The 18,474-nt window shown below is 65.3% G+C and carries 20 protein-coding genes; 12 read left to right on the top strand and 8 right to left on the bottom strand.

Going from position 1 to position 18,474, the window contains the following annotated elements; genetic code table 11:
* Positions 1-202: 202 nt before the first annotated feature.
* The 4 genes from RIN79_RS11710 to RIN79_RS11695 all read right to left on the bottom strand — a co-directional run bounded on the left by RIN79_RS11710 (position 203) and on the right by RIN79_RS11695 (position 3,582).
* The gene (locus RIN79_RS11710) at positions 203-1,051 is read right to left on the bottom strand and encodes a hypothetical protein (protein ID WP_309084843.1); all 849 of its coding nucleotides are present in this window, start codon (positions 1,049-1,051) and stop codon (positions 203-205) included.
* A 155-nt stretch (positions 1,052-1,206) separates the two neighbouring features.
* On the bottom strand, positions 1,207-1,908 hold the full coding sequence (gene hdaA, locus RIN79_RS11705; RefSeq protein WP_309084842.1) for a DnaA regulatory inactivator HdaA: 702 nt from the start codon (positions 1,906-1,908) through the stop codon (positions 1,207-1,209).
* Entirely contained in the window at positions 1,908-3,053 is a 1,146-nt protein-coding gene (locus RIN79_RS11700) for an AI-2E family transporter (RefSeq protein WP_309084841.1), read from the bottom strand. The genes hdaA and RIN79_RS11700 overlap by 1 nt, the downstream gene beginning before the upstream one ends.
* A complete protein-coding gene (locus RIN79_RS11695) occupies positions 3,025-3,582 on the bottom strand; it encodes a CDP-alcohol phosphatidyltransferase family protein (protein WP_309084840.1) in 558 nt (185 codons plus the stop codon). Before RIN79_RS11695 ends, RIN79_RS11700 begins: the two co-directional genes overlap by 29 nt.
* A 191-nt stretch (positions 3,583-3,773) precedes the next feature.
* Between RIN79_RS11695 and purM the strand changes: the two genes are divergently transcribed.
* Together purM and purN are read left to right on the top strand one after the other, a co-directional pair.
* Complete coding sequence (gene purM, locus RIN79_RS11690; RefSeq protein WP_309084839.1) at positions 3,774-4,838, top strand: phosphoribosylformylglycinamidine cyclo-ligase; 1,065 nt, start codon at positions 3,774-3,776, stop codon at positions 4,836-4,838.
* Positions 4,835-5,545 (top strand): phosphoribosylglycinamide formyltransferase, encoded by a 711-nt coding sequence (gene purN / locus RIN79_RS11685; RefSeq protein WP_309084838.1) that lies wholly within the window; start codon positions 4,835-4,837, stop codon positions 5,543-5,545. Before purM ends, purN begins: the two co-directional genes overlap by 4 nt.
* A 24-nt stretch (positions 5,546-5,569) precedes the next feature.
* Here purN and RIN79_RS11680 read toward each other — a convergent pair whose 3' ends face one another.
* Both RIN79_RS11680 and RIN79_RS11675 read right to left on the bottom strand, forming a co-directional pair.
* Positions 5,570-6,169 carry a YdeI/OmpD-associated family protein gene (locus RIN79_RS11680; RefSeq protein ID WP_309084837.1) on the bottom strand — a complete coding sequence of 200 codons (600 nt, stop codon included), beginning with the start codon at positions 6,167-6,169 and terminating at the stop codon, positions 5,570-5,572.
* A 190-nt stretch (positions 6,170-6,359) separates the two neighbouring features.
* Positions 6,360-6,623 carry a DUF1127 domain-containing protein gene (locus RIN79_RS11675; protein ID WP_309084836.1) on the bottom strand — a complete coding sequence of 88 codons (264 nt, stop codon included), beginning with the start codon at positions 6,621-6,623 and terminating at the stop codon, positions 6,360-6,362.
* Between the two features lie 183 nt (positions 6,624-6,806).
* On the opposite strand from RIN79_RS11675, the gene RIN79_RS11670 reads away from it, so the two are divergent.
* Together RIN79_RS11670 and RIN79_RS11665 are read left to right on the top strand one after the other, a co-directional pair.
* A complete protein-coding gene (locus tag RIN79_RS11670) occupies positions 6,807-7,880 on the top strand; it encodes a LacI family DNA-binding transcriptional regulator (RefSeq protein WP_309084835.1) in 1,074 nt (357 codons plus the stop codon).
* A gap of 74 nt (positions 7,881-7,954) precedes the next feature.
* Entirely contained in the window at positions 7,955-8,506 is a 552-nt protein-coding gene (locus tag RIN79_RS11665) for an AAA family ATPase (RefSeq protein WP_309084834.1), read from the top strand.
* Positions 8,507-8,526: 20 nt separating this feature from the next.
* Here the strand turns inward: RIN79_RS11665 and RIN79_RS11660 are convergent, their stop codons facing one another.
* Positions 8,527-10,635, bottom strand: a complete 2,109-nt coding sequence (locus tag RIN79_RS11660; RefSeq protein ID WP_309084833.1) for a molybdopterin oxidoreductase family protein — start codon at positions 10,633-10,635, stop codon at positions 8,527-8,529.
* 106 nt (positions 10,636-10,741) lie between these two features.
* On the opposite strand from RIN79_RS11660, the gene RIN79_RS11655 reads away from it, so the two are divergent.
* The 3 genes from RIN79_RS11655 to RIN79_RS11645 are packed head-to-tail and all read left to right on the top strand — an operon-like array spanning position 10,742 to position 12,741.
* Positions 10,742-11,602 (top strand): 23S rRNA (adenine(2030)-N(6))-methyltransferase RlmJ, encoded by an 861-nt coding sequence (locus RIN79_RS11655; RefSeq protein WP_309084832.1) that lies wholly within the window; start codon positions 10,742-10,744, stop codon positions 11,600-11,602.
* Between the two features lie 51 nt (positions 11,603-11,653).
* On the top strand, positions 11,654-12,103 hold the full coding sequence (locus tag RIN79_RS11650) for a hypothetical protein (RefSeq protein ID WP_309084831.1): 450 nt from the start codon (positions 11,654-11,656) through the stop codon (positions 12,101-12,103).
* Positions 12,076-12,741 (top strand): ribonuclease T2, encoded by a 666-nt coding sequence (locus RIN79_RS11645; protein ID WP_309084830.1) that lies wholly within the window; start codon positions 12,076-12,078, stop codon positions 12,739-12,741. Before RIN79_RS11650 ends, RIN79_RS11645 begins: the two co-directional genes overlap by 28 nt.
* Before the next feature lie 69 nt (positions 12,742-12,810).
* Here RIN79_RS11645 and RIN79_RS11640 read toward each other — a convergent pair whose 3' ends face one another.
* On the bottom strand, positions 12,811-13,464 hold the full coding sequence (locus RIN79_RS11640) for a porin family protein (protein ID WP_309084829.1): 654 nt from the start codon (positions 13,462-13,464) through the stop codon (positions 12,811-12,813).
* Between the two features lie 349 nt (positions 13,465-13,813).
* On the opposite strand from RIN79_RS11640, the gene RIN79_RS11635 reads away from it, so the two are divergent.
* The 5 genes from RIN79_RS11635 (at position 13,814) to RIN79_RS11615 (ending at position 17,928) form a co-directional block, all read left to right on the top strand.
* A complete protein-coding gene (locus RIN79_RS11635) occupies positions 13,814-14,572 on the top strand; it encodes an SDR family oxidoreductase (RefSeq protein WP_309084828.1) in 759 nt (252 codons plus the stop codon).
* The gene (gene uvrC, locus RIN79_RS11630) at positions 14,572-16,527 is read left to right on the top strand and encodes an excinuclease ABC subunit UvrC (RefSeq protein ID WP_309084827.1); all 1,956 of its coding nucleotides are present in this window, start codon (positions 14,572-14,574) and stop codon (positions 16,525-16,527) included. The genes RIN79_RS11635 and uvrC overlap by 1 nt, the downstream gene beginning before the upstream one ends.
* Before the next feature lie 87 nt (positions 16,528-16,614).
* Positions 16,615-17,205, top strand: a complete 591-nt coding sequence (pgsA, locus tag RIN79_RS11625; protein WP_309084826.1) for a CDP-diacylglycerol--glycerol-3-phosphate 3-phosphatidyltransferase — start codon at positions 16,615-16,617, stop codon at positions 17,203-17,205.
* Position 17,206: 1 nt separating this feature from the next.
* Positions 17,207-17,458, top strand: coding sequence for a molybdopterin converting factor subunit 1 (moaD, locus tag RIN79_RS11620; protein ID WP_309084825.1), 252 nt, complete (start codon positions 17,207-17,209; stop codon positions 17,456-17,458).
* A gap of 5 nt (positions 17,459-17,463) precedes the next feature.
* A complete protein-coding gene (locus RIN79_RS11615) occupies positions 17,464-17,928 on the top strand; it encodes a molybdenum cofactor biosynthesis protein MoaE (RefSeq protein WP_309084824.1) in 465 nt (154 codons plus the stop codon).
* The last annotated feature ends 546 nt before the right edge of the window (positions 17,929-18,474 follow it).

Raw genomic sequence — 18,474 nt, 5'->3', positions numbered from 1 at the left:
ATCGCGGACACCGCGTTGATACGGCCACGTACCGTCGTCCGTGCCCTTCTCTCACGCCTGAAAGATCGGGATGGTGGAAGGGGCGCCGTCCGTTGAGCTTCTCGCTCGTGGGCCGCGCCGAGTGGAAAATCGGCGTTGGTGAGTACCGCAAAGGAAACCCGCCGCCCGAGGGCGGCGGGTTTGGTTCAGCCTGGCAAGCTGCTCACTGGGCGGTAGAACCGCCCTGCTGGCCAAGCACGTCGAAGACGAGCGATTCAGGATTTTCCTGGCACGCGCTCATGACGCTTTCGACCTCAACCTCGGCAAAACCGGGCAGGCCGCTCAGACCGGAGCCGCTGCCGCCGGCGCTGCCGGAGGCCGAGCCGCCGGTCGTGGTGCCAGCTGTCGTGGTGGTGTCGGTGCCAGAGCCGGTCGTCGTGCCGGTCGTGCCCGAAGTGCCGGAGCCGGCTGAAGCCGTCGTGTCGGTGCCGCTGCCCGAGCCGGTGGTGCCGGTCGTGCCCGAGGTGCCCGTGCCGGTCGAAGCCGTCGTGTCGGTGCCGCTGCCCGAGCCGGTCGTGCCGGTCGTCGTGCCGGTCGTGCCCGAGGTGCCCGAGCCGGCCGAAGCCGTCGTGTCGGTGCCGCTGCCCGAGCCGGTGGTGCCGGTCGTCGTGCCGGTCGTGCCCGAAGCGCCCGTGCCGGCCGAAGCCGTCGTGTCGGTGCCGCTGCCCGATCCGGTCGTGCCGGTCGTCGTGCCGGTTGTGCCCGAAGCGCCCGTGCCGGCCGCAGCAGTGGTGTCAGAACCGGACCCCGTCGTCGCGCCGCCCATGGTGCTGCCGGTGGCCGAAGCGGAGGTGCCGGACTGCTGCTGTGCTGCCTGGAAACCGGCCAGGTAGTGGAGCGCCTTCTCAGCGTCCTCGGATTCAAGCTCCGCTATCTGTGCGCAGGTGATGCTTGAAGCGGATCCCATACCGCCGGCCGCGCCGGCGCCGCTTGTATCCGTTTGCGCCAGGGCAATACCGGCGCCCGCCGTCAGCGCAAATGCGCCAACCGAGCTCATGAGAAGCTTTTTCATAGTCAAATTCTCCCGATCGAGTGGTTGTGTGCTCAATGGATGCACGCCCCTCGAACCACGAAGCGGGGCCCATGTTCCCTTGCAGGGCGCGATTCCCTGCCAAAGCACCGCAAAGTGCCGCTAAAACATCGATCGGACGGCGGCTCCCCCCGTTGCTACAGGTCGAGCCGTCCCTGGCGCGCCTCCAATTCGCTGACGATCTCGGCGGCGAGGGAACGCGAGATGCGGACCTTCCGCTCCAATGCCGCCCGATCCAGCCTCTCCACCACCTCCCGCACCGCCGAAAGCGAGCGCTCGATACGGCGGAGGATGAACTGGACCACATGCGGCTCCACCGAGACCTGCCGGTCAGCAAAGAGCTTCGTCATCACGCCGGCAAGCAGCGCATCGTCGGGCTCACGGATATCCACCACGGCGGCCGCCTTCAGCCGCGAAAGCAGGTCCGGCAGCTTCACGCCCCATCCGGAAGGCAGATGGCGCGCCGTCAGCAGGAGATGCGAATGCGCGGCGCGTACGGTATTGATCAGGTGAAACAGGCCCGTTTCGTCGAGCAGCGGGCTGTCGGCATCATCGATCAGGACCGCGCCGCGCCCGGCCGCGGCCATCGCCTCGGCCCCGAGGGACGTGGCGGAAAGCGGCTGGGCGCCGGCGAGCGCGCACCAGATTTCCGCCAGATGCGTCTTGCCCGAGCCCGCAGGCCCGGCCAGCACCACCAAAGGGGCCGGCCAGCTGGGCCAACTTTCCACCAGAGCCACGGCAAGCTCATTGGCGGGGGTGACGATGAGATCATCGCGCGAGCGGGCGTCCATGTACGGCAGTTCGAGCGGCAATTGCCGCGCCGCGGGTTCCCTTGCCATTACGCCCGGCGGCCCTTTGCCTTCGCCGGACGCGCCGCCGTGTGGCCGCTATAAAGGGGCGAAGCCAAATAGCGCGCCAGCGCGAAACGCACGAGCACAGCCACCGCGGCTGCGGCCGGCACGGCGACCAGCAGCCCGACAAAGCCGAACAGATAGCCGAAGGCGTAAAGGGCGAACATCAGCCAGACCGGGTGCAATCCGACGCTGCGCCCCACCAGCCTCGGCTGGAGAAAGTTTCCCTCCATGAACTGGCCGGCGAAGAAGATCGCCGCGACCGCCACCACCCAATACCATTCCGGCCAGAACTGGACGATGGCCACGCCTACCGAAAGGGCAAGCCCCACCAGAGAGCCCACGAAAGGAATAAAGCTGATGAGGCCGGCGAAAAGGCCGATGAGGAGGCCGAAATTCAGGCCCACCACAGTGAGCATCGCCGCATAGAACAGGCCGAGAATAAGGCAGAGCGTCCCCTGCCCGCGCACAAAGCCGGCCGTCGCCACATTGATGTCGCGGGCGATCTGGCGCACCGTCTCGGCATGGTCACGCGGCACCCAGCTGTCGACCTTGGCGATCATGCGGTCCCAGTCGAGCAGCATGTAGAAAGCCACTACGGGCGTTACGATAAAAAGGCTCGCAAGGTTCATGAGCGCCACGCCGGAGCTCCAGACCGACCTGAACAGCGTGGCGACAAAGCCCGCGCCCTGGGTCAGAAGCGTGCTCAGCCCCTCCTGCAGCGACTGGGCGTTGACCCCCGTCGTCTCCTCGAACCATTCGGGATCGATGCTGGTGACGAGGGCCTGGAGGCGCGTCAAATACTCCGGCAGGCGCACGATGAAATCCGCGAGCTGGTTGCCGAGCACCGGGATGATGACCATCAGCGCCAGCACCAGTATGATGATGAAGGCGACCAGGATGAAGATGGTCGCGGCAAGCCGCGAAAAGCCGAGCCGCTGCAGCCTGTCGGCAACCGGATCTAGGAAATAGGCAAGCACCATCCCTGCAAGGAAGGGCAGGAGGATGGAACTGAAGACATACAGGAACAGGATCAGGATCGCCGCCGCGACGAGCCAGAACACGACCTGCCGGACGAAAGAGCGGCGTGGCGCCTGTTCCGCCTCAACCTCCTGGGGTGCCGGTATCGACATAACCGCCCATATGCTTGATCCAGCCGACGAGATAGGCCGCTCCGGAAGCGACGGTCAAGAGCCCGGACAGGTAGACGAGGCCGGTATAAAGCGGGCCCAGCGACATCTCGAAGGCCAATCCGGCAAGCACGAAGGTCGCAAGAAGCAGTTGCACGAGCGTATTCGCCTTGGAAACCAGGAGCGGCTTCATCGCAACGGGCTGCTGCATGATTGCCGAAAGAAGAACGCCGCCGACGATCAGACCGTCGCGCGAGACGGCCGCGACCACCAGCCAGAGCGGAAGGTGGCCCATATAGCCCAAAACCACGAAGACACTGACCAGGAGAAGCTTGTCGGCCATGGGATCGAGATAGGCACCAAGCTCACTGCGCTGATTGAATTGGCGGGCGATGAAGCCGTCTACCCCGTCGGAAATCGCCGCGAAGGCAAAGCCCGCAAAAGCCCACTCCACTTCTCCGGCAAGCAGCGCAAAGACCACGGCAGGCACAAGGACAAAGCGCAGCAGCGTGATCAGGTTGGGAATGGTCAAGGCTTCTCTCCGTGCGCGGCGGTCCGCGCCTCGCGTGCCGCATAGATGGCCGGGCCGCTCGCGCGCCGCAAGAGGCAGATTTGGTCCACAGGCTCGCAATCGTGATGTCTGTGCGGGCGCGCGGCGCGCGCCTTGCGGGGCCCTCTCCTTCGTGCCAATTAGCCTTGTGAGAACCGGCCGGGGAAGGTGCCATGAGCGAGCGAAAGAACGGCCTCAGCTATGCGGATGCCGGCGTCGACATCGATGCAGGCAACGCGCTCGTGGAAAAGATCAAGCCGCTGGTGCGCTCCACGCGCCGGCCGGGCGCAGATGGCGAGATCGGCGGATTTGGCGGGCTCTTCGACCTCAAGGCCGCCGGCTTTTCCGATCCGGTGCTCGTCGCCGCCAATGACGGCGTCGGCACGAAGCTCAAGATCGCCATCGAGGCGGGCAAGCACGATACGGTCGGCATCGACCTTGTCGCCATGTGCGTGAACGACCTCGTCGTCCAGGGTGCCGAGCCGCTCTTCTTTCTCGACTATTTCGCCACGGGAAAGCTCGACCCCGACCAGGGCGCCGCGATCGTGGCGGGCATCGCCGAGGGCTGCCGGCAGGCGGGCTGCGCGTTGATCGGCGGGGAGACGGCCGAGATGCCGGGCATGTATCGCGACGGCGACTATGATCTCGCCGGCTTTGCCGTGGGCGCCGCCGAACGCGGCCGGCTGCTGCCCACCAACGACATCGTCGAAGGCGACGTGATCCTCGGCCTTGCCTCCTCGGGCGTCCATTCCAACGGCTTTTCCCTGGTGCGCAGGATCGTCACGCAGAGCCGGCTGGCCTGGGACGATCCGGCGCCCTTTGCGAGCGAGAAGTCCCTTGCCGAGGCGCTGCTGACGCCGACCCGCATCTATGTGAAGCCGGTTCTTGCGGCCATAGCCGCGACACACGGCATCAAGGCGCTCGCGCACATCACCGGCGGCGGCTTTCCGGAGAACATCCCGCGCGTGCTGCCGAAGGCCTATGCCGCCGAGATAGACCTCGCCGCGGTGGAGGTGCAGCCGGTCTTCTCCTGGCTGGCGGGCGAAGGCGGCGTGGAGGCCGCCGAGATGCTGCGCACGTTCAATTGCGGGATCGGCATGATCGCCGTGGTGGCCGCCGGCCAGGCGGCGCAGGTGGCGGCGGTGCTGCAGAAGGAAGGCGAGCATGTCGAAATCCTGGGCGCGATCGTGCCGCGCCGCGACAAGGGCGTGATCTATCAGGGGGCGCTGGCGCTATGAAGGCAAGGAAGAAGACAGCAATCCTGATCTCCGGCCGTGGCTCCAACATGAGCGCGCTCATCCGGGCCGCGACCGAAAGCGACTATCCGGCCGAGATCGCCTGCGTCATCAGCGACAATGCGGAGGCCGCCGGCCTCGCCGCCGCGGCGGCGGCAGGCATACCGGCGATTTCCGTTCCGCGCACCGACTTCGCGGAAAAGGCGGCTCATGAGGCGGCCCTGGAAGAGGCGCTTGCCGCGCACGGCGCCGAACTCATCTGCCTAGCCGGCTTCATGCGCATGTTGAGCGCAGAGTTCGTGGCCCGCTGGGAAGGCCGGATGATCAACATCCACCCTTCCCTGCTCCCCCTCTTCAAGGGCCTGAACACCCATGCGCGCGCGCTTGAGGCTGGCACGCGCATCCATGGCTGCACGGTCCATTTCGTCGCCTTCGAAATGGATTCGGGGCCTATCGTTGCGCAGGCGGCCGTCCCGGTGATCCCGGGCGAAACGGCGGATCAGCTCGCCGAGCGCGTCCTGCGCGTCGAACACCGGCTGTATCCGCTGGGGCTGGCGCTGGTCGCCTCCGGCCGGGCACGCCTCGAAGGCGGCAAGACCGTCTTCGCTGCTACCTCCGATATCGGCTGGGGGGAGCGGGCAAGTCTCATCGTGCCCTCCTCGGTCGAAGAGGCGGTCAATCTGGAGGACCTGGCGCGACGGACGCCGTGACTGGCCGCGTCGCGCGCGGCAAAGTCAGCTGCTGCGCTGCGGGTAGATCGTCTCGCCGCGCTTGAGCATCTGGACGAAGGCCTCGATCTTCTTTTTGCGCCCGGTTTCCGTCTTCATATTGTGGAGACGGAAAGCCAGCGCGTAGCGGTTCTGCGCGTTCAGCTTGCCGAACATCTCCTTCGCCGCGGGCTCGGCCTCAATCGCGGCCCTGAGATCGTCCGGAATGGTCATCTCCTTGCCGCTTTTATAGGCGCGATCCCAGCGCCCGTCGGCCTTGGCCGCCTCGACCTGCTTCAGCCCATGCTCCGTCATGCGGCCTTCCGCGATCAGGCGAGCCACATTGTCGACGTTGATCTGGCTCCAGATGCTCTTCTTGCCGCGCGGCGTGTAACGCTGCAGGTAGCTTTGCTCGTCGAGGCCTTTACGGATGCCGTCGATCCAGCCCCAGCAGAGCACCACGTCGATTGCTTCCTTTGGCATGATCGACTTTTTCCCCGAACCCACTTTGTGAATCTTGATCCAGACCTCATCTTCTTTGTCGTGATTGGCCCCCAGCCAGCGATAGAAGCTCTCGGCGTCCTTGAACTCGCGGACTTTCTCCGCATTGACAGTGACAGGTGCCATGAACTGCTCCCCGGCTCGATGTGAGGAGGCGGGGGCGAGTCGCTCCCCCTCCCCGACAATGTCGGACCTCGTCCGGCAGTTCGATCACGAAGTTCGCACTCCTGTCGAGATGCAACGCGTTCAGAGCTCGGGAGTCCCGGTCAGGAATCGCAAATAGCTGTGGAGCGCCGCATCGCCGCGGGTACAACGGTCAGACGCGCTCCGTACGCGGCAAATAAGGGCGGATACTCGCGGGATTCACCTCGTCCCACCCGCCATCAAGCGCCTCATAGACCTCTTCAGGGTCGAACCCCATGTCGCGGAGAATGCGTTGGTCGAGGCGCGACAAAGCGACGAGCGTCCGACGCTCCCGGCGATGGCGCCGCATGGCGTTCCACCAGGCCTGCAGGGTGCCAGGCCAAGCATAGCGTAGACGTGCTTTGTGAAACTCGGCGAATAGCTCGATCGTGCTCATTGCTCTCTCCTTCCCCCGGGGCGAAATGTTTCATCACACCATTTGGACCGGTTCAATCCGTGCATCCAGATCGCCGTTGAACTGGTTCAATAATACCCCGCCGGATAAACAGGTCAAGAAAAAATTGAACCGGTTCAAGAAAGATACTATATCAATGGCTTGGAACGCGACCCGCGAGGGGAAATGGCGAGGATCAATTTCGAAAAGCCAGCGACCCTGGCCGATCTGGCGAAGGCGGCAGGCGTCTCAAAGGGCACGGCGTCGAATGTCTTCAATCGGCCCGAAATCGTACGGGAGGAGGTTCGCGCGCGCGTGCTCGAAGTGGCCAAGGCGATAGGGTATCGCGGTCCGGACCCCAAGGGGCGGCTTCTGAGCGCCGGCAAGGTGAATGCCATAGGCGTCGCGACGGTGCTGCCGCTCGGGTATTTCTTCGAGGACCCTTATGCGCGCGTGCTGATGACGGGCATCACGGAAGCATGCGACGCCAGCGGCACCGGCATCTCACTCGTCTCGGCGGCGAATGAGGAAGAGCTCGCATGGAACATGCAGAACGCCCTCGTCGACGGCTTCATCCTGTTCTGTCTCGAGGGCGCGGACAAGCTGATCCAGTCATCGCGCGAGCGGCAGTTGCCGTTTGTGGCGCTGGCGCTCGGCAGCGATGACGAGACCATGTCCGTAGTCGGCATCGACGACGTAGCCGGCGCGCGCTTGGCGGCGCAGCACCTCCTGGATCTCGGCCATCGCCGGTTTGCCATTCTCGCTATGCGGTTCATCGAGCGGGGCTCGTCCGGCCGGGCGACGATGGAACGGGTGAACGCGACCAGGCTTCTCGCCTCACGTGACCGCGTGAAGGGCTACTTCGAAGCGATGACGGCGGCGGGCATCGACACCAGCCAGGTGCCGATCTATGAGACGCAAAGCGACGAGGCGACCGTCTACCCGGCGCTCGAGGAGATCTTTGCCTCGCCCTCTCCCCCGACGGCGATCCTCGCGCAATCGGACCGGATCGCCCTGGTCGCCCTCGACTGGTTGGGCGCGCGGGGCGTGTCCGTGCCAGGCGATGTGTCCCTGGTCGGCTTTGATGGGGTGCCGGAAAGCGCCACCTCGACCCCTCCCCTCACCACCATCCAGCAGCCGATCGCAGAGATCGGCCGCCGCGCGGTCAGGGCGATTCTCGATCACGCCGGAGAAACCTGGCGCGAGAAGATCGATGTGGAGCTCGTCGTCCGTGGATCGACGGCACCGCCGAAGCCCTAGCCGCCGCACCGATTTTCAGCTGATCCCGCCGCGCTGGGGTGGACACCGGGGCTGGCGGACCCTAGTCAGAAAACATGCTCGATCTAGCAGGCGAAATCCTGATCCTCACCGGGCCTCCTGGCTCCGGCAAGACCACGACTGCACAGGCCCTCGCCAGAGAGCCGGGCTCGCCCAAGGTGCACCTTCACGCGGATGATTTCTGGCACGTCATCAAGCATGGCGCGATCGCGCCCTATCTGCCCGAAGCCCATGAGCAGAACAGGGTTGTGATGGACGTGCTCGCGAAAGCGGCGGAGGGATACGCGACGGGCGGCTATTTCGTCGTGCTGGACGGCATCATCGGACCCTGGTTCCTGCCGCCCTTCATGGCGGTTGCCGTCCCGCTGCACTATGTGGTCCTGCGCCCGCCGATCAACCTTGCGATCCAGCGCTGCCGCGAACGCGGCGGCGACACGCTCACCGATCCCGGGCACATCAGCGAGCTTCACCGGCAACTCTCCTCCCTCGGCGAGCTTGAACGGCACGCTCTACCGATCGATCAGCACAGCCGCGAGGAAGTGCTGAAGATGGTGATCGAGGCGGTGACGAGCGGAGCCTTTCGGCTGCGGCCGCAACAGTCCGTGTGATCCAGCATCGAGCTGCCGGATCAGGCGGATGCCGGTCTCACCCACACCTTGGTGTCGTGGAAGGCTGCGCCGCCATAAGGCGCTATGGCATCAGCGCCGGTCAGCACATTGATGCCCTCGCCCCGTTCGTGGGCGCTGTTCGGCCAGATGCCCTCGGCAATCACGGTGCCGCGGCGCAGGCCATCGAAGATCCTGGCGTGCAGCACCACCTCGCCGCGCCGGTTGCCGAGCTCCACGCGGTCGCCCTCGGAAATTCCGAGCGCTGCCGCATCGTCGGGGTGCAGCATCAGTTCTGGCCTGCCCTCGCGCTTTCTCGATCCCGGCGTCTCTGAAAAACTTGAGTTCAGAAAACTGCGCGCCGGCGACGTGGCGAGCCGGAAGGGATGCTCCGATTCCGCAGCCTCGATGAAATCCACATGGTCGGGGAATTCCGGCAGGCGCTCGTGCGGGCCCTGGAAGCCGATCGATTCGGGGGGGCGGTTCGGGCCGGGCGTATTGGTCCAGTCCGGCCGGAAGCGGAACTTTCCGTCGGGATGCCCGAAGCCGGTCAGAAAATGCGCGGTTTCGAAATCCGGCTGCACATCGGCCCAGCGATCGTGCCGGAAGCTGTCGAAGGTGCCCAGGCCTCGCCGGCCCAGCATCCAGTCGAGATGCTCGCGCGCCGAAAGCCCGAAGCCGGGCAGGTGCGAGACGCCCAGCCGCTTCGCCAGCTCTTCGATGACGAAAATGTTCTCGCGTGCCTCCCCCGGCGGATCGACCAGCTTGGGCCCGAGCAGGATGTGCTGGTGGCCGCCGCCGCGATAGATGTCGTCATGCTCGACGAACATGGTGGCGGGCAGCACGACGTCTGCGAGCTTGGCCGTGTCGGTCATGAACTGCTCGTGCACGCAGACGAAGAGATCGTCGCGCAGGAAACCGCGCTTCACCAGACGCTGCTCCGGCGCCACATTGGCCGGGTTCGTGTTCTGGATCAGCATCGCCGTGACCGGCGGGCCGCCATGCAGCGCGGCCGGATCGCCCGTCAGCACCCGGCCGATCTGCGACTGGTCGAGCGAGCGGACGGAGGGATCGACGTAGGAGGCCCCCTCGATCAGCGACTTGTCGAGGCCGAAAATGCCTGAATTGGAGTGGAACGCGCCGCCACCCTCATGCGCCCAGGCGCCTGTGACGGCGGGAATGGAAAGCGCGGCATGCATGTTGACCGCGCCGTTGCGGTTGCGCGTGAAGCCGTAGCCGAGGCGGAAATAGCTGCGCTTGGTCTCGCCCACCAGCCGGGCAAAGGCCTCGATCTCGGCGGCCGGCACGCCGGTGATCGCCTCCGCCCATTGCGGCGTCCGCGTTGCAAGATGCGCCTCCAGGCCCTTCGGATCGTCGGTGTATTTTTCGAGATAGGGCCAGTCGGCAAAACCGTCGCGGAAAAGCACATGCATGACCGCACAGGCAAGCGCGCCGTCTGTGCCCGGCCGGACGATGAGGCCGAGATCGGCCTGCTTCATGGTGGCATTGTCGTAGACGTCGATGACGACGATCTTCGCACCACGCTCCTTGCGGGCGCGCACGGCGTGGGTCATCACATTCACTTGTGTGGCCACCGCATTGGTGCCCCAGATGACGACGCAATCCGCCTTGGCCATCTCGCGCGGGTCCGCGCCGCGCAATGCGCCCGTGCCCATCACATAGCCGGCCCAGGCTGGATTGGTGCAGATCGTGTCGAACTGCTTGGAATAGCGCTTCGCATGGCGCAGGCGGTGGATCGAATCGCGCTGCACCAGCCCCATGGTGCCGGCATACTGATAGGGCCAGACGCTTTCGCTGCCGTATCTCTCCTCCGCCTTGACAAAGGCTTCAGCCACGAGGTCAAGCGCTGCGTCCCAGCTCGCCTCCTTCCAGACACCCTCGCCCTTGGCTCCGGCCCTGACCAGCGGCTTCAGCAGGCGGTCGGGATGGTGCACGCGCTCGGCATAGCGGGCGACCTTGGCGCAGATCACGCCGGCGGTGTAGCTGTTGTCCTTGGCCCCATGCACCCGCCCGACGCGGCCGCCCACCACTTCCACGTCGAGGGCGCAGGTGGACGGACAATCATGCGGACAGGCCGAATGGCCGATATGGATCGAGGGATGCGTGTTCATGGCTCGAAGACTAGCGGCTTTGTTCTCTTCGGAGTAGGCCCAGATCGGTGAAAAGGATTTACGCCACCGATCAGCCGGAATGATGGCAGCCTGAGGCAAGGAGCAGATGAACTACCGCCACGCTTTCCATGCCGGGAATTTCGCCGATGTGGTGAAGCACGCGGTTTTGACCCGCATCGTCGAATATCTGAAGCGCAAGGAAAAGCCTTTCCGGGTCATCGACACCCATGCAGGCGCCGGCCTCTATGATCTTTCCTCCGACAAGGCGCAGCGGACGGGCGAGTGGCAGGGCGGCATCGGCCGGCTCTTGGCGGCAACGCTCGACGGTGAATCGGCGAATCTTTTGAATCCCCTGCTCGCAGCCGTTCGCGCGGTGAACGAGGATGGGCGGATCACGCGCTATCCTGGCTCGCCCATGATCGTCCGCCACCTCCTGCGCGACAAGGATCGTTTGACGGCGATCGAACTGCATCCGCAGGATGCGCAGATCCTCAGGGCCAATTTCGCAGGCGATCACCAGGTGCGGGTGATCGAGCTCGACGGCTGGCTGGCGCTCGGGGCGCACCTGCCGCCCAAGGAAAAGCGCGGCCTGGTGCTCACCGATCCGCCTTTCGAAAAGGAAGGGGAATTCACACGGATCCTCGAAGGGATCAAGAAGGCGCAACGGCGATGGCAGGGCGGCATCTATGCCTTCTGGTACCCGATCAAGGACCGCGAATCGGTCGGCGCGTTTCGCAAGGCTCTCCGGGACAGCAGCGTGCCCGATATCATCGACGTCGCCCTCACCGTCCGGCCGCCCTCGCCCAAACCCCGGCTCGACGGCTCGGGCATGATCGTCGTCAACCCGCCCTTCACGCTGAAGGCGGAACTAGAAGCCCTCCTGCCCGTTCTGGCGAGGCTTCTGGGGGAAGGCGGCGAGGGATCCTTTTTCATCGAGCAGCTGACGCCCGAAGCGCAGGCATCTTGACCGGAATCGCCGGCTGGCGGAAAGTGCGGCCCGCATCATCAGGAGAATTGCATGGCACGGCTACTGGCTCTCGTCTTCGGTCTGGCGCTTTCAGCTTCCGCCATGCTCCCGGCAACGGCGCTGAGGGCCGCCGACCTCTTCGTCTATGGCGGCGGCGGCGACGACCCCATCTGTGCGCATCAGAGCGTGCGCGGCATGATCCAGAGCCGCTTCCGCCATCAGGTCACCCATGTGCCGCAGCTGCCCGATGTCGACATCGTCGACTTCTACAATGCGCGTCTGACGCGCTACGAGCCGGCGACGCAGAACAGCCCGATCGAGCGCCGCTACTGCTATGCCACCGCCCGGCTCTCCGACGGGCAGGACCGGCCCATCTGGTACCTGATCGAATACGGCCAGGGCTTTGCCTCGATCGGCGACAATGTCGAGTTCTGCGTGCTGGGCTTCGACCGCTGGAACGTCTACAACGCCGCATGCCGCGTCCTGCGTCCGCAAAGCTGAAGGCGGTCCTTTTCGCGGCAATCGCCCTTGCCCTGCCGGCCGCGGCGGGCGAGCGGGGCGCGGAGCCCGGCACCTTCGACTTCTACGTCCTCTCGCTCTCCTGGTCGCCCAGCTATTGCGCGGCGGAAGAAGAGGAAGCGAATGCCGAGCAGTGCGACGCCGCCCGCCCCTTCGCCTTCGTGGTGCACGGCCTCTGGCCGCAATATGAGCGCGGCTATCCCGAATTCTGCCCCTCGGGTCAGCCGGACCGGGTGCCGAACTCGCTGGTGAAGGCCTATCGTGACATCGTCCCCTCTGCCGGTCTGATCGGCCATCAGTGGCGCAAGCACGGCTCGTGTTCGGGCCTGTCCCAGAGCGGCTATTTTGCTCTCCTGCGCGAAGCGCGCGAGCAGATTTCGGTGCCCGACGAATTTTCACGACTGCAGGCGCCCCTCGCCGTCTCGCCGGACAAGGTAGAGCAGGAATTCCTGGCAGCAAATCCAGGCCTGGAGCCTTCCGGCATCGCCGTCACCTGCGACCGGCGCTACCTGCGCGAGGTGCGCATATGCCTCACGCGCGATCTCGACTTCCGCGTTTGCCCGGAGGTGGACCGGAATGCCTGCCGCCAGGCAAACGTGCTGATGCCGCCGGCCCGCTAGTATGCGGCGCGTTGCGCAAAAGAAAAAGCCGGGCGCAGGGCCCGGCTTTTCACTCGTTCGCGGCTTCGCTTAGAAGCTCATGCCGACGCCGAGCAGGACCTTGTTGCTGGTCGTGTCGACATCGACGTCATCGAACTCGGCGCTGAGGTCCGAGTAGCGGTACTCGAGGCGCGCGAAGGACTGCGGGGTCAGCTTCACGTCCACGCCGGCGCCGGCCGTCCAGCCGATCGCGGTTTCCGACTGCTCGTCGCCGCCACCCGACAGTTTGAGCCTGCTCGCCGCACCACCGCCGGTGGCGTAGAGCAGCACGTTGTCGGTGGCCGCAAAGCCGAGACGGGCGCGCAGCGAGCCGTCGACGCCGTGCTCGACCTCCAGGCCGTCCTCGTCGCCTTCCATGCCGTTGTAGCCGACATCGCCTTCGACACCGTAGACGAAGGAGCCGGATTGACCCTGCCAGCCGGCAAACACATTGCCGAGGAAGCCGTCAGTCTCGACCTCGACGCCGGGAACGTCGTCCGCGGAGACCTCGCCCGAGAAGCCGTAGCCGGCGGCGATACCGGCATAGGGACCGGCCCAGGTGGCAACCGGCGCCACTTCCATCGGAGCGGCAGGCGGTGCAGGCGGCTGTTCGTAAACGACATCGGCTGCGTAGGCAGGCAGCGCCGCGGCGACAATCGCTGCAGCAGCCGCAACGCCTAGCAGATGATTCTTGTTGGCCTTCATTGTGATCTCCTTAGCCACATGAGCATTCTTGAAGGACGCTGCCCCACAGGCAGCATCCGGGGTACCCCAAACCCGCGGCCAAAACGAAATGCAGGCCGCGTGGTTCCGCCGGCCCCACGCAAGAAAGGTCAAAAGTGGCCGCAAGATGGCTGCCGCCGAAGATGGTGTCCCGGGACGCCCGAATCCGGCCGGCGGTGTGGCTCGAATGCAACAAAATGAGCAATTACAGGGCCTTAAGTTAAACAAGCGGTAACCATAACCCAAGGTCGCCGGGCACTTGCCCGTAGGCGGCTTTTGCTGCCAACCTGCCGGCCGAGTCCAGGCGCGAGAGGCCGGATAGGAGTGTCCGATGATGACGGGAACCAATGCTCTGATCACCGGCGGCGCCAAAAGGATCGGCCGCGCAATCGCCCTCGATCTGGCCGCAAACGGCTTCGGTGTCGCCATCCACTGCGGCAGGTCGCGCGAAGAGGCCGAGAGCCTTGCTGCCGCGATCCGGGCCGCCGGAGGCCGGGCCTGCGTCCTCCAGGCGGACCTTACCGACACGGGCCAGACCGAGGAACTGATCGGCGAGGCGGTGGCCGAGCTTGGCCCCGTCCACCTACTCGTCAACAACGCTTCGGTTTTCGAGCGCGATGAGGCCACCGACTTCACCGAAGAGGTCTGGGAGCGGCATTTTGCCCTGCATGTGAAGGCGCCGGCGATTCTTGCACGCGACTTCGCCCTGGCGCTGCCGCGCGACCGGGAGGGGCTCATCGTGAACATGATCGACCAGCGCGTCTGGAAGCTTGCGCCCGGCTATTTCAGCTATACGCTTTCCAAGGCCGCCCTCTGGACGGCGACGCGCACCCTGGCGCAGGCGCTCGCGCCGCGCATCCGCGTCAATGCCATCGGACCGGGCCCCACGCTGCCCGACCATGGGGAGGACGAGGAAAGCTTCCGGAGGCAGGCGCAAGCCCTTCCCCTCGGCCATGGTCCCGAACTACCTGAATTCGGCGCCACGATTCGCTATCTATGGGAGACGCGGTCGATTACAGGCCAGATGATCGCGCTTGACGGCGGCAAGCATCTGGCTTGGCCGAAAACCGGGCAGCAGCAGGGCGGGTGATGAGCGAGACCAATCCTTCCGAAACCGAAGTCCTTTCGGGGACCGCGCTGGAATGGGACAGCGCCGGAAGCGAAGCGGCCGGCGTCGGCGCGGAGGTCATCCAGGCGCTCGTGAAGCGCCTGCCCAATGCGCCGGGCGTCTACCGCATGATGAACGCCGAAGGCGACGTGCTCTATGTGGGCAAGGCGCGCAGCCTGAAAAAGCGCGTCACCAACTACGCGCAGGGGCGCGGCCATTCGAACCGCATCGAGCGGATGATCCGCGAGACGGCATCGATGGAGTTCGTCGTCACCCGCACCGAGACCGAAGCGCTGCTCCTGGAAGCCAATCTCATCAAGCGCCTGCGCCCGCGCTTCAACGTCCTGATGCGGGACGACAAGTCCTTCCCCTATATCCTGCTCACCGGCGACCACCCCGCGCCCGGCATCTTCAAGCATCGCGGCGCACGCTCGCGCAGGGGTGACTATTTCGGCCCCTTCGCCTCCGCCGGCGCGGTCGGGCGCACGATCAACTCGCTGCAGCGCGCCTTCCTCCTGCGCACCTGCACCGATTCCGTGTTCGAGAGCCGCACCCGGCCCTGCCTTCTCTACCAGATCAAGCGCTGTTCCGGCCCCTGCACCGGCGAGATCAGCGCCGAGGACTATGCGAAGCTTGTCGCCGAGGCGAAGGATTTCCTCTCCGGCCGCTCCTCCAATGTGAAGGCGGGGATCGCAGCCGCCATGCAGCAGGCCTCCGCCGCCCTCGATTTCGAGCGCGCCGCCATCTATCGCGATCGGCTTTCGGCACTGAGCCATGTGCAGAGCCACCTGGGGATCAATCCCCAGGGCATCGAGGAGGCGGATGTCTTCGCCATCCATCAGGAAGGCGGCCAGACCTGCATCCAGGTCTTCTTCTTCCGCACGGGACAGAATTGGGGCAACCGCGCCTATTTCCCCAAGGCCGACCCGGCGCTCGGGCCCGCCGAGGTTCTGGGCTCGTTCCTGGCGCAGTTTTATGACGACAAGCCCTGTCCGCGGCTCGTGCTCCTGTCGCATGAGGTGGAGGACCAGGACCTGCTCTGCGAGGCCCTCTCGGCTCGGGCGGGGCGCAAGGTGCTCGTCTCCGTGCCGCAGCGCGGCGAGAAGAAGGATCTTGCCGACCACGCGCTGCAGAACGCGCGCGAGGCTCTGGGGCGCCGCCTTGCCGAGACCTCCTCGCAGGCGCGGCTGCTCGAAGCCTTCGCCGAGACCTTCGGGCTGGAAAGCCCGCCGCGGCGCATCGAGGTGTTCGACAACTCGCACATCATGGGCACCAACGCCGTCGGCGCGATGATCGTCGCCGGGCCGGAGGGTTTTGTCAAAAACCAGTACCGCAAGTTCAACATCCGCTCGACCGAGATCACGCCGGGCGACGATTTCGGCATGATGCGCGAAGTGATGCAGCGGCGTTTCTCCCGCCTCGTCCGTGAGCAGGGCCTGCCGGGCAACGGCAGCGAGGCGCAGGACGATGCCGCCTTCCCCGCCTGGCCGGACGTCATCCTGATCGACGGCGGCCAGGGGCAGCTCTCCGCCGTGCAGCAGATCCTCGGCGATCTCGGCATTGCCGATCTCGTCACGCCGATCGGCATCGCCAAGGGCGTCGACCGCGACGCGGGGCGCGAGCGCTTTTTCATGGAGGGACGCCAGCCCTTCACCCTGCCGCCGCGCGACCCGGTCCTCTATTTCGTGCAGCGCTTGCGCGACGAGGCGCACCGCTTCGCCATCGGCTCGCACCGGGCGCGGCGCAAGAAAGAAATGGTCAGGAACCCGCTCGACGAGATCAGCGGCATCGGGCCGGGACGCAAGCGCGCGCTCCTGCATCATTTCGGCACGGCCAAATCGGTCAGCCGCGCCGGTGTCGAGGACCTGATGGAGGTCGACGGTATCTCCGAATCCATCGCGCGGCAGATCTACAATCACTTTCACGAGAACGGATAGGCGCAAGACCACTGCGTCCGGGGGCCGGCTTGACCGCGCCCCACCGCGTCTGATTTGACTAGACCCACCATGAGCCAGCAATCCACGATGCAGCGACGCGCCTTCAACCTGCCAAACCTGCTCACCTATGCGCGCATCATGGCGGTGCCGCTGATCGTCTTCTGCTTCTTTCTCGAAGGGCGCCTGCAATCCAGCGACTTCGCGCGCTGGTCCGCGCTCGGCATCTTCCTGGCCGCCAGCGTGACCGACTATTTCGACGGCTATATCGCGCGGAGCTGGAAGCAGACCTCCAATATCGGCAAGATGCTCGACCCCATCGCCGACAAGCTGCTGGTGTCCACCTGCCTCCTTCTTCTTGCCGCCGATACGGACCGCACCATCGCCGGGTGGACGCTTTGGGCGGCCATCATCATCCTGTGCCGGGAAATCCTAGTCTCGGGGCTGCGGGAATATCTGGCGGCCCTCAAGGTCAGCGTCCCGGTCACGCAACTCGCCAAATGGAAGACGACCATCCAGATGCTGGCGATCGGTTTTCTTCTCGCCGGCCCGGCCGGCGACAAGATCGTCCCCTACGTCACCCAGGCCGGCATCGCCCTGCTCTGGTTTTCCGCGCTCGTCACCCTTTATACCGGCTATGACTATTTCCGCGCCGGGCTGAAGCACATCATCGAGGAATAGGATGAAGCTCGTCTATTTCGCCTGGGTGCGCGAACGCATCGGCAAGGAGGCCGAGACCGTCAGCCTGCCCGGTGAGGTGAAGACCGTAGCCGACCTGCTTCAATGGCTGAAGAGCCGCGGCGAAGGCTATGCTGCCGCGCTCGAGCATCCGCAGGTGATCCGCGTCGCAATCGACCACGAGCATGTGCAGCATGACGCAACGCTCCCGACCGATGGCGAGATTGCGCTCTTCCCGCCCATGACCGGAGGCTAAGGCGCATGGCATGCGAGCCCCTTGTCCGCGTGCAGGCGGAGGATTTTGTCCTCGCCGCCGAGGTCGAGCGGCTTTCCGCCGGGCGGAAGGACATAGGCGCGTTCGTCACCTTCACCGGCCTCTGCCGCGACGAGGGGGGCAGGCTCGCCGCTCTCGAGCTCGAGCACTATCCGGGTATGGCGGAGGTCGAGATCGCGCGCATCGCGCGGCAGGCCGCCGAGCGCTGGAGCCTTTCCGGTCTCACCATCATCCATCGCTTCGGCAGGATCAGGCCGGGCGAGAACATCGTGCTCGTCGTCACGGCGTCGCCGCACCGCAAGGCGGCGCTGGAGGCGGCGGACTTCCTGATGGACTACCTCAAATCCCGCGCCCCTTTCTGGAAGAAAGAACATCTTCTGGGCGACGCCCCCGGCCGCTGGGTCGAGGCGAAGGCGACCGACGAGGAAGCACTCGACCGCTGGCGGAAATAGAAGCGCCCGGCCAGCATTATCCAGACAACGGCGGCGAGGCCGGGCGGGGTGGCGGTTCTTGGATGAGGGGTGAAAGGCTTTTTCGCGCCTCACAAGCAACCCCTCTCGTGCGCCCTGCACCAGCGCTTCGGCTACTCACCAGCCTTGACGATTGGCGGCAAAGCCGATGTCGGCGATATCTCCCCCCTTGCGGGGGAGAAAGCAAATTCTTGGACTTGGGCGTCTTGTCCGCCACAGCCCAGAGGGCGGAGGCGGAAGCCCAAGTCCTTAGAATTTGCAAGAGAGGGGTACCTCGGAAGCCTATCCCCCAACACGCCGGCCTTGAAGGGTGGGGATGAAATCGACCTCGCCGCCTCGGCGAGAAAAATTTTTAGCAAGCAAAAACAAGTTCCTGCACGATTTCCGCATTTTTTCGCCTGAGATTTTATCCCCACCCCCCGGAGCCCCCTTACAATCCGTCCCATCGCTCTTGCGGGAACCGGATGCGCACCGGGTGTTCGGGAGAGCGGCGGCAACCTCCCCCTCCAGGGATCGGTACCTGGAGGC

The sequence above is a fragment of the Chelativorans sp. genome (assembly GCF_031180965.1).
GTDB lineage: Bacteria > Pseudomonadota > Alphaproteobacteria > Rhizobiales > Rhizobiaceae > Chelativorans.
Note: the sequence above shows the minus strand (reverse complement) of the source record. Positions and strands in the feature narration are given on the sequence as shown.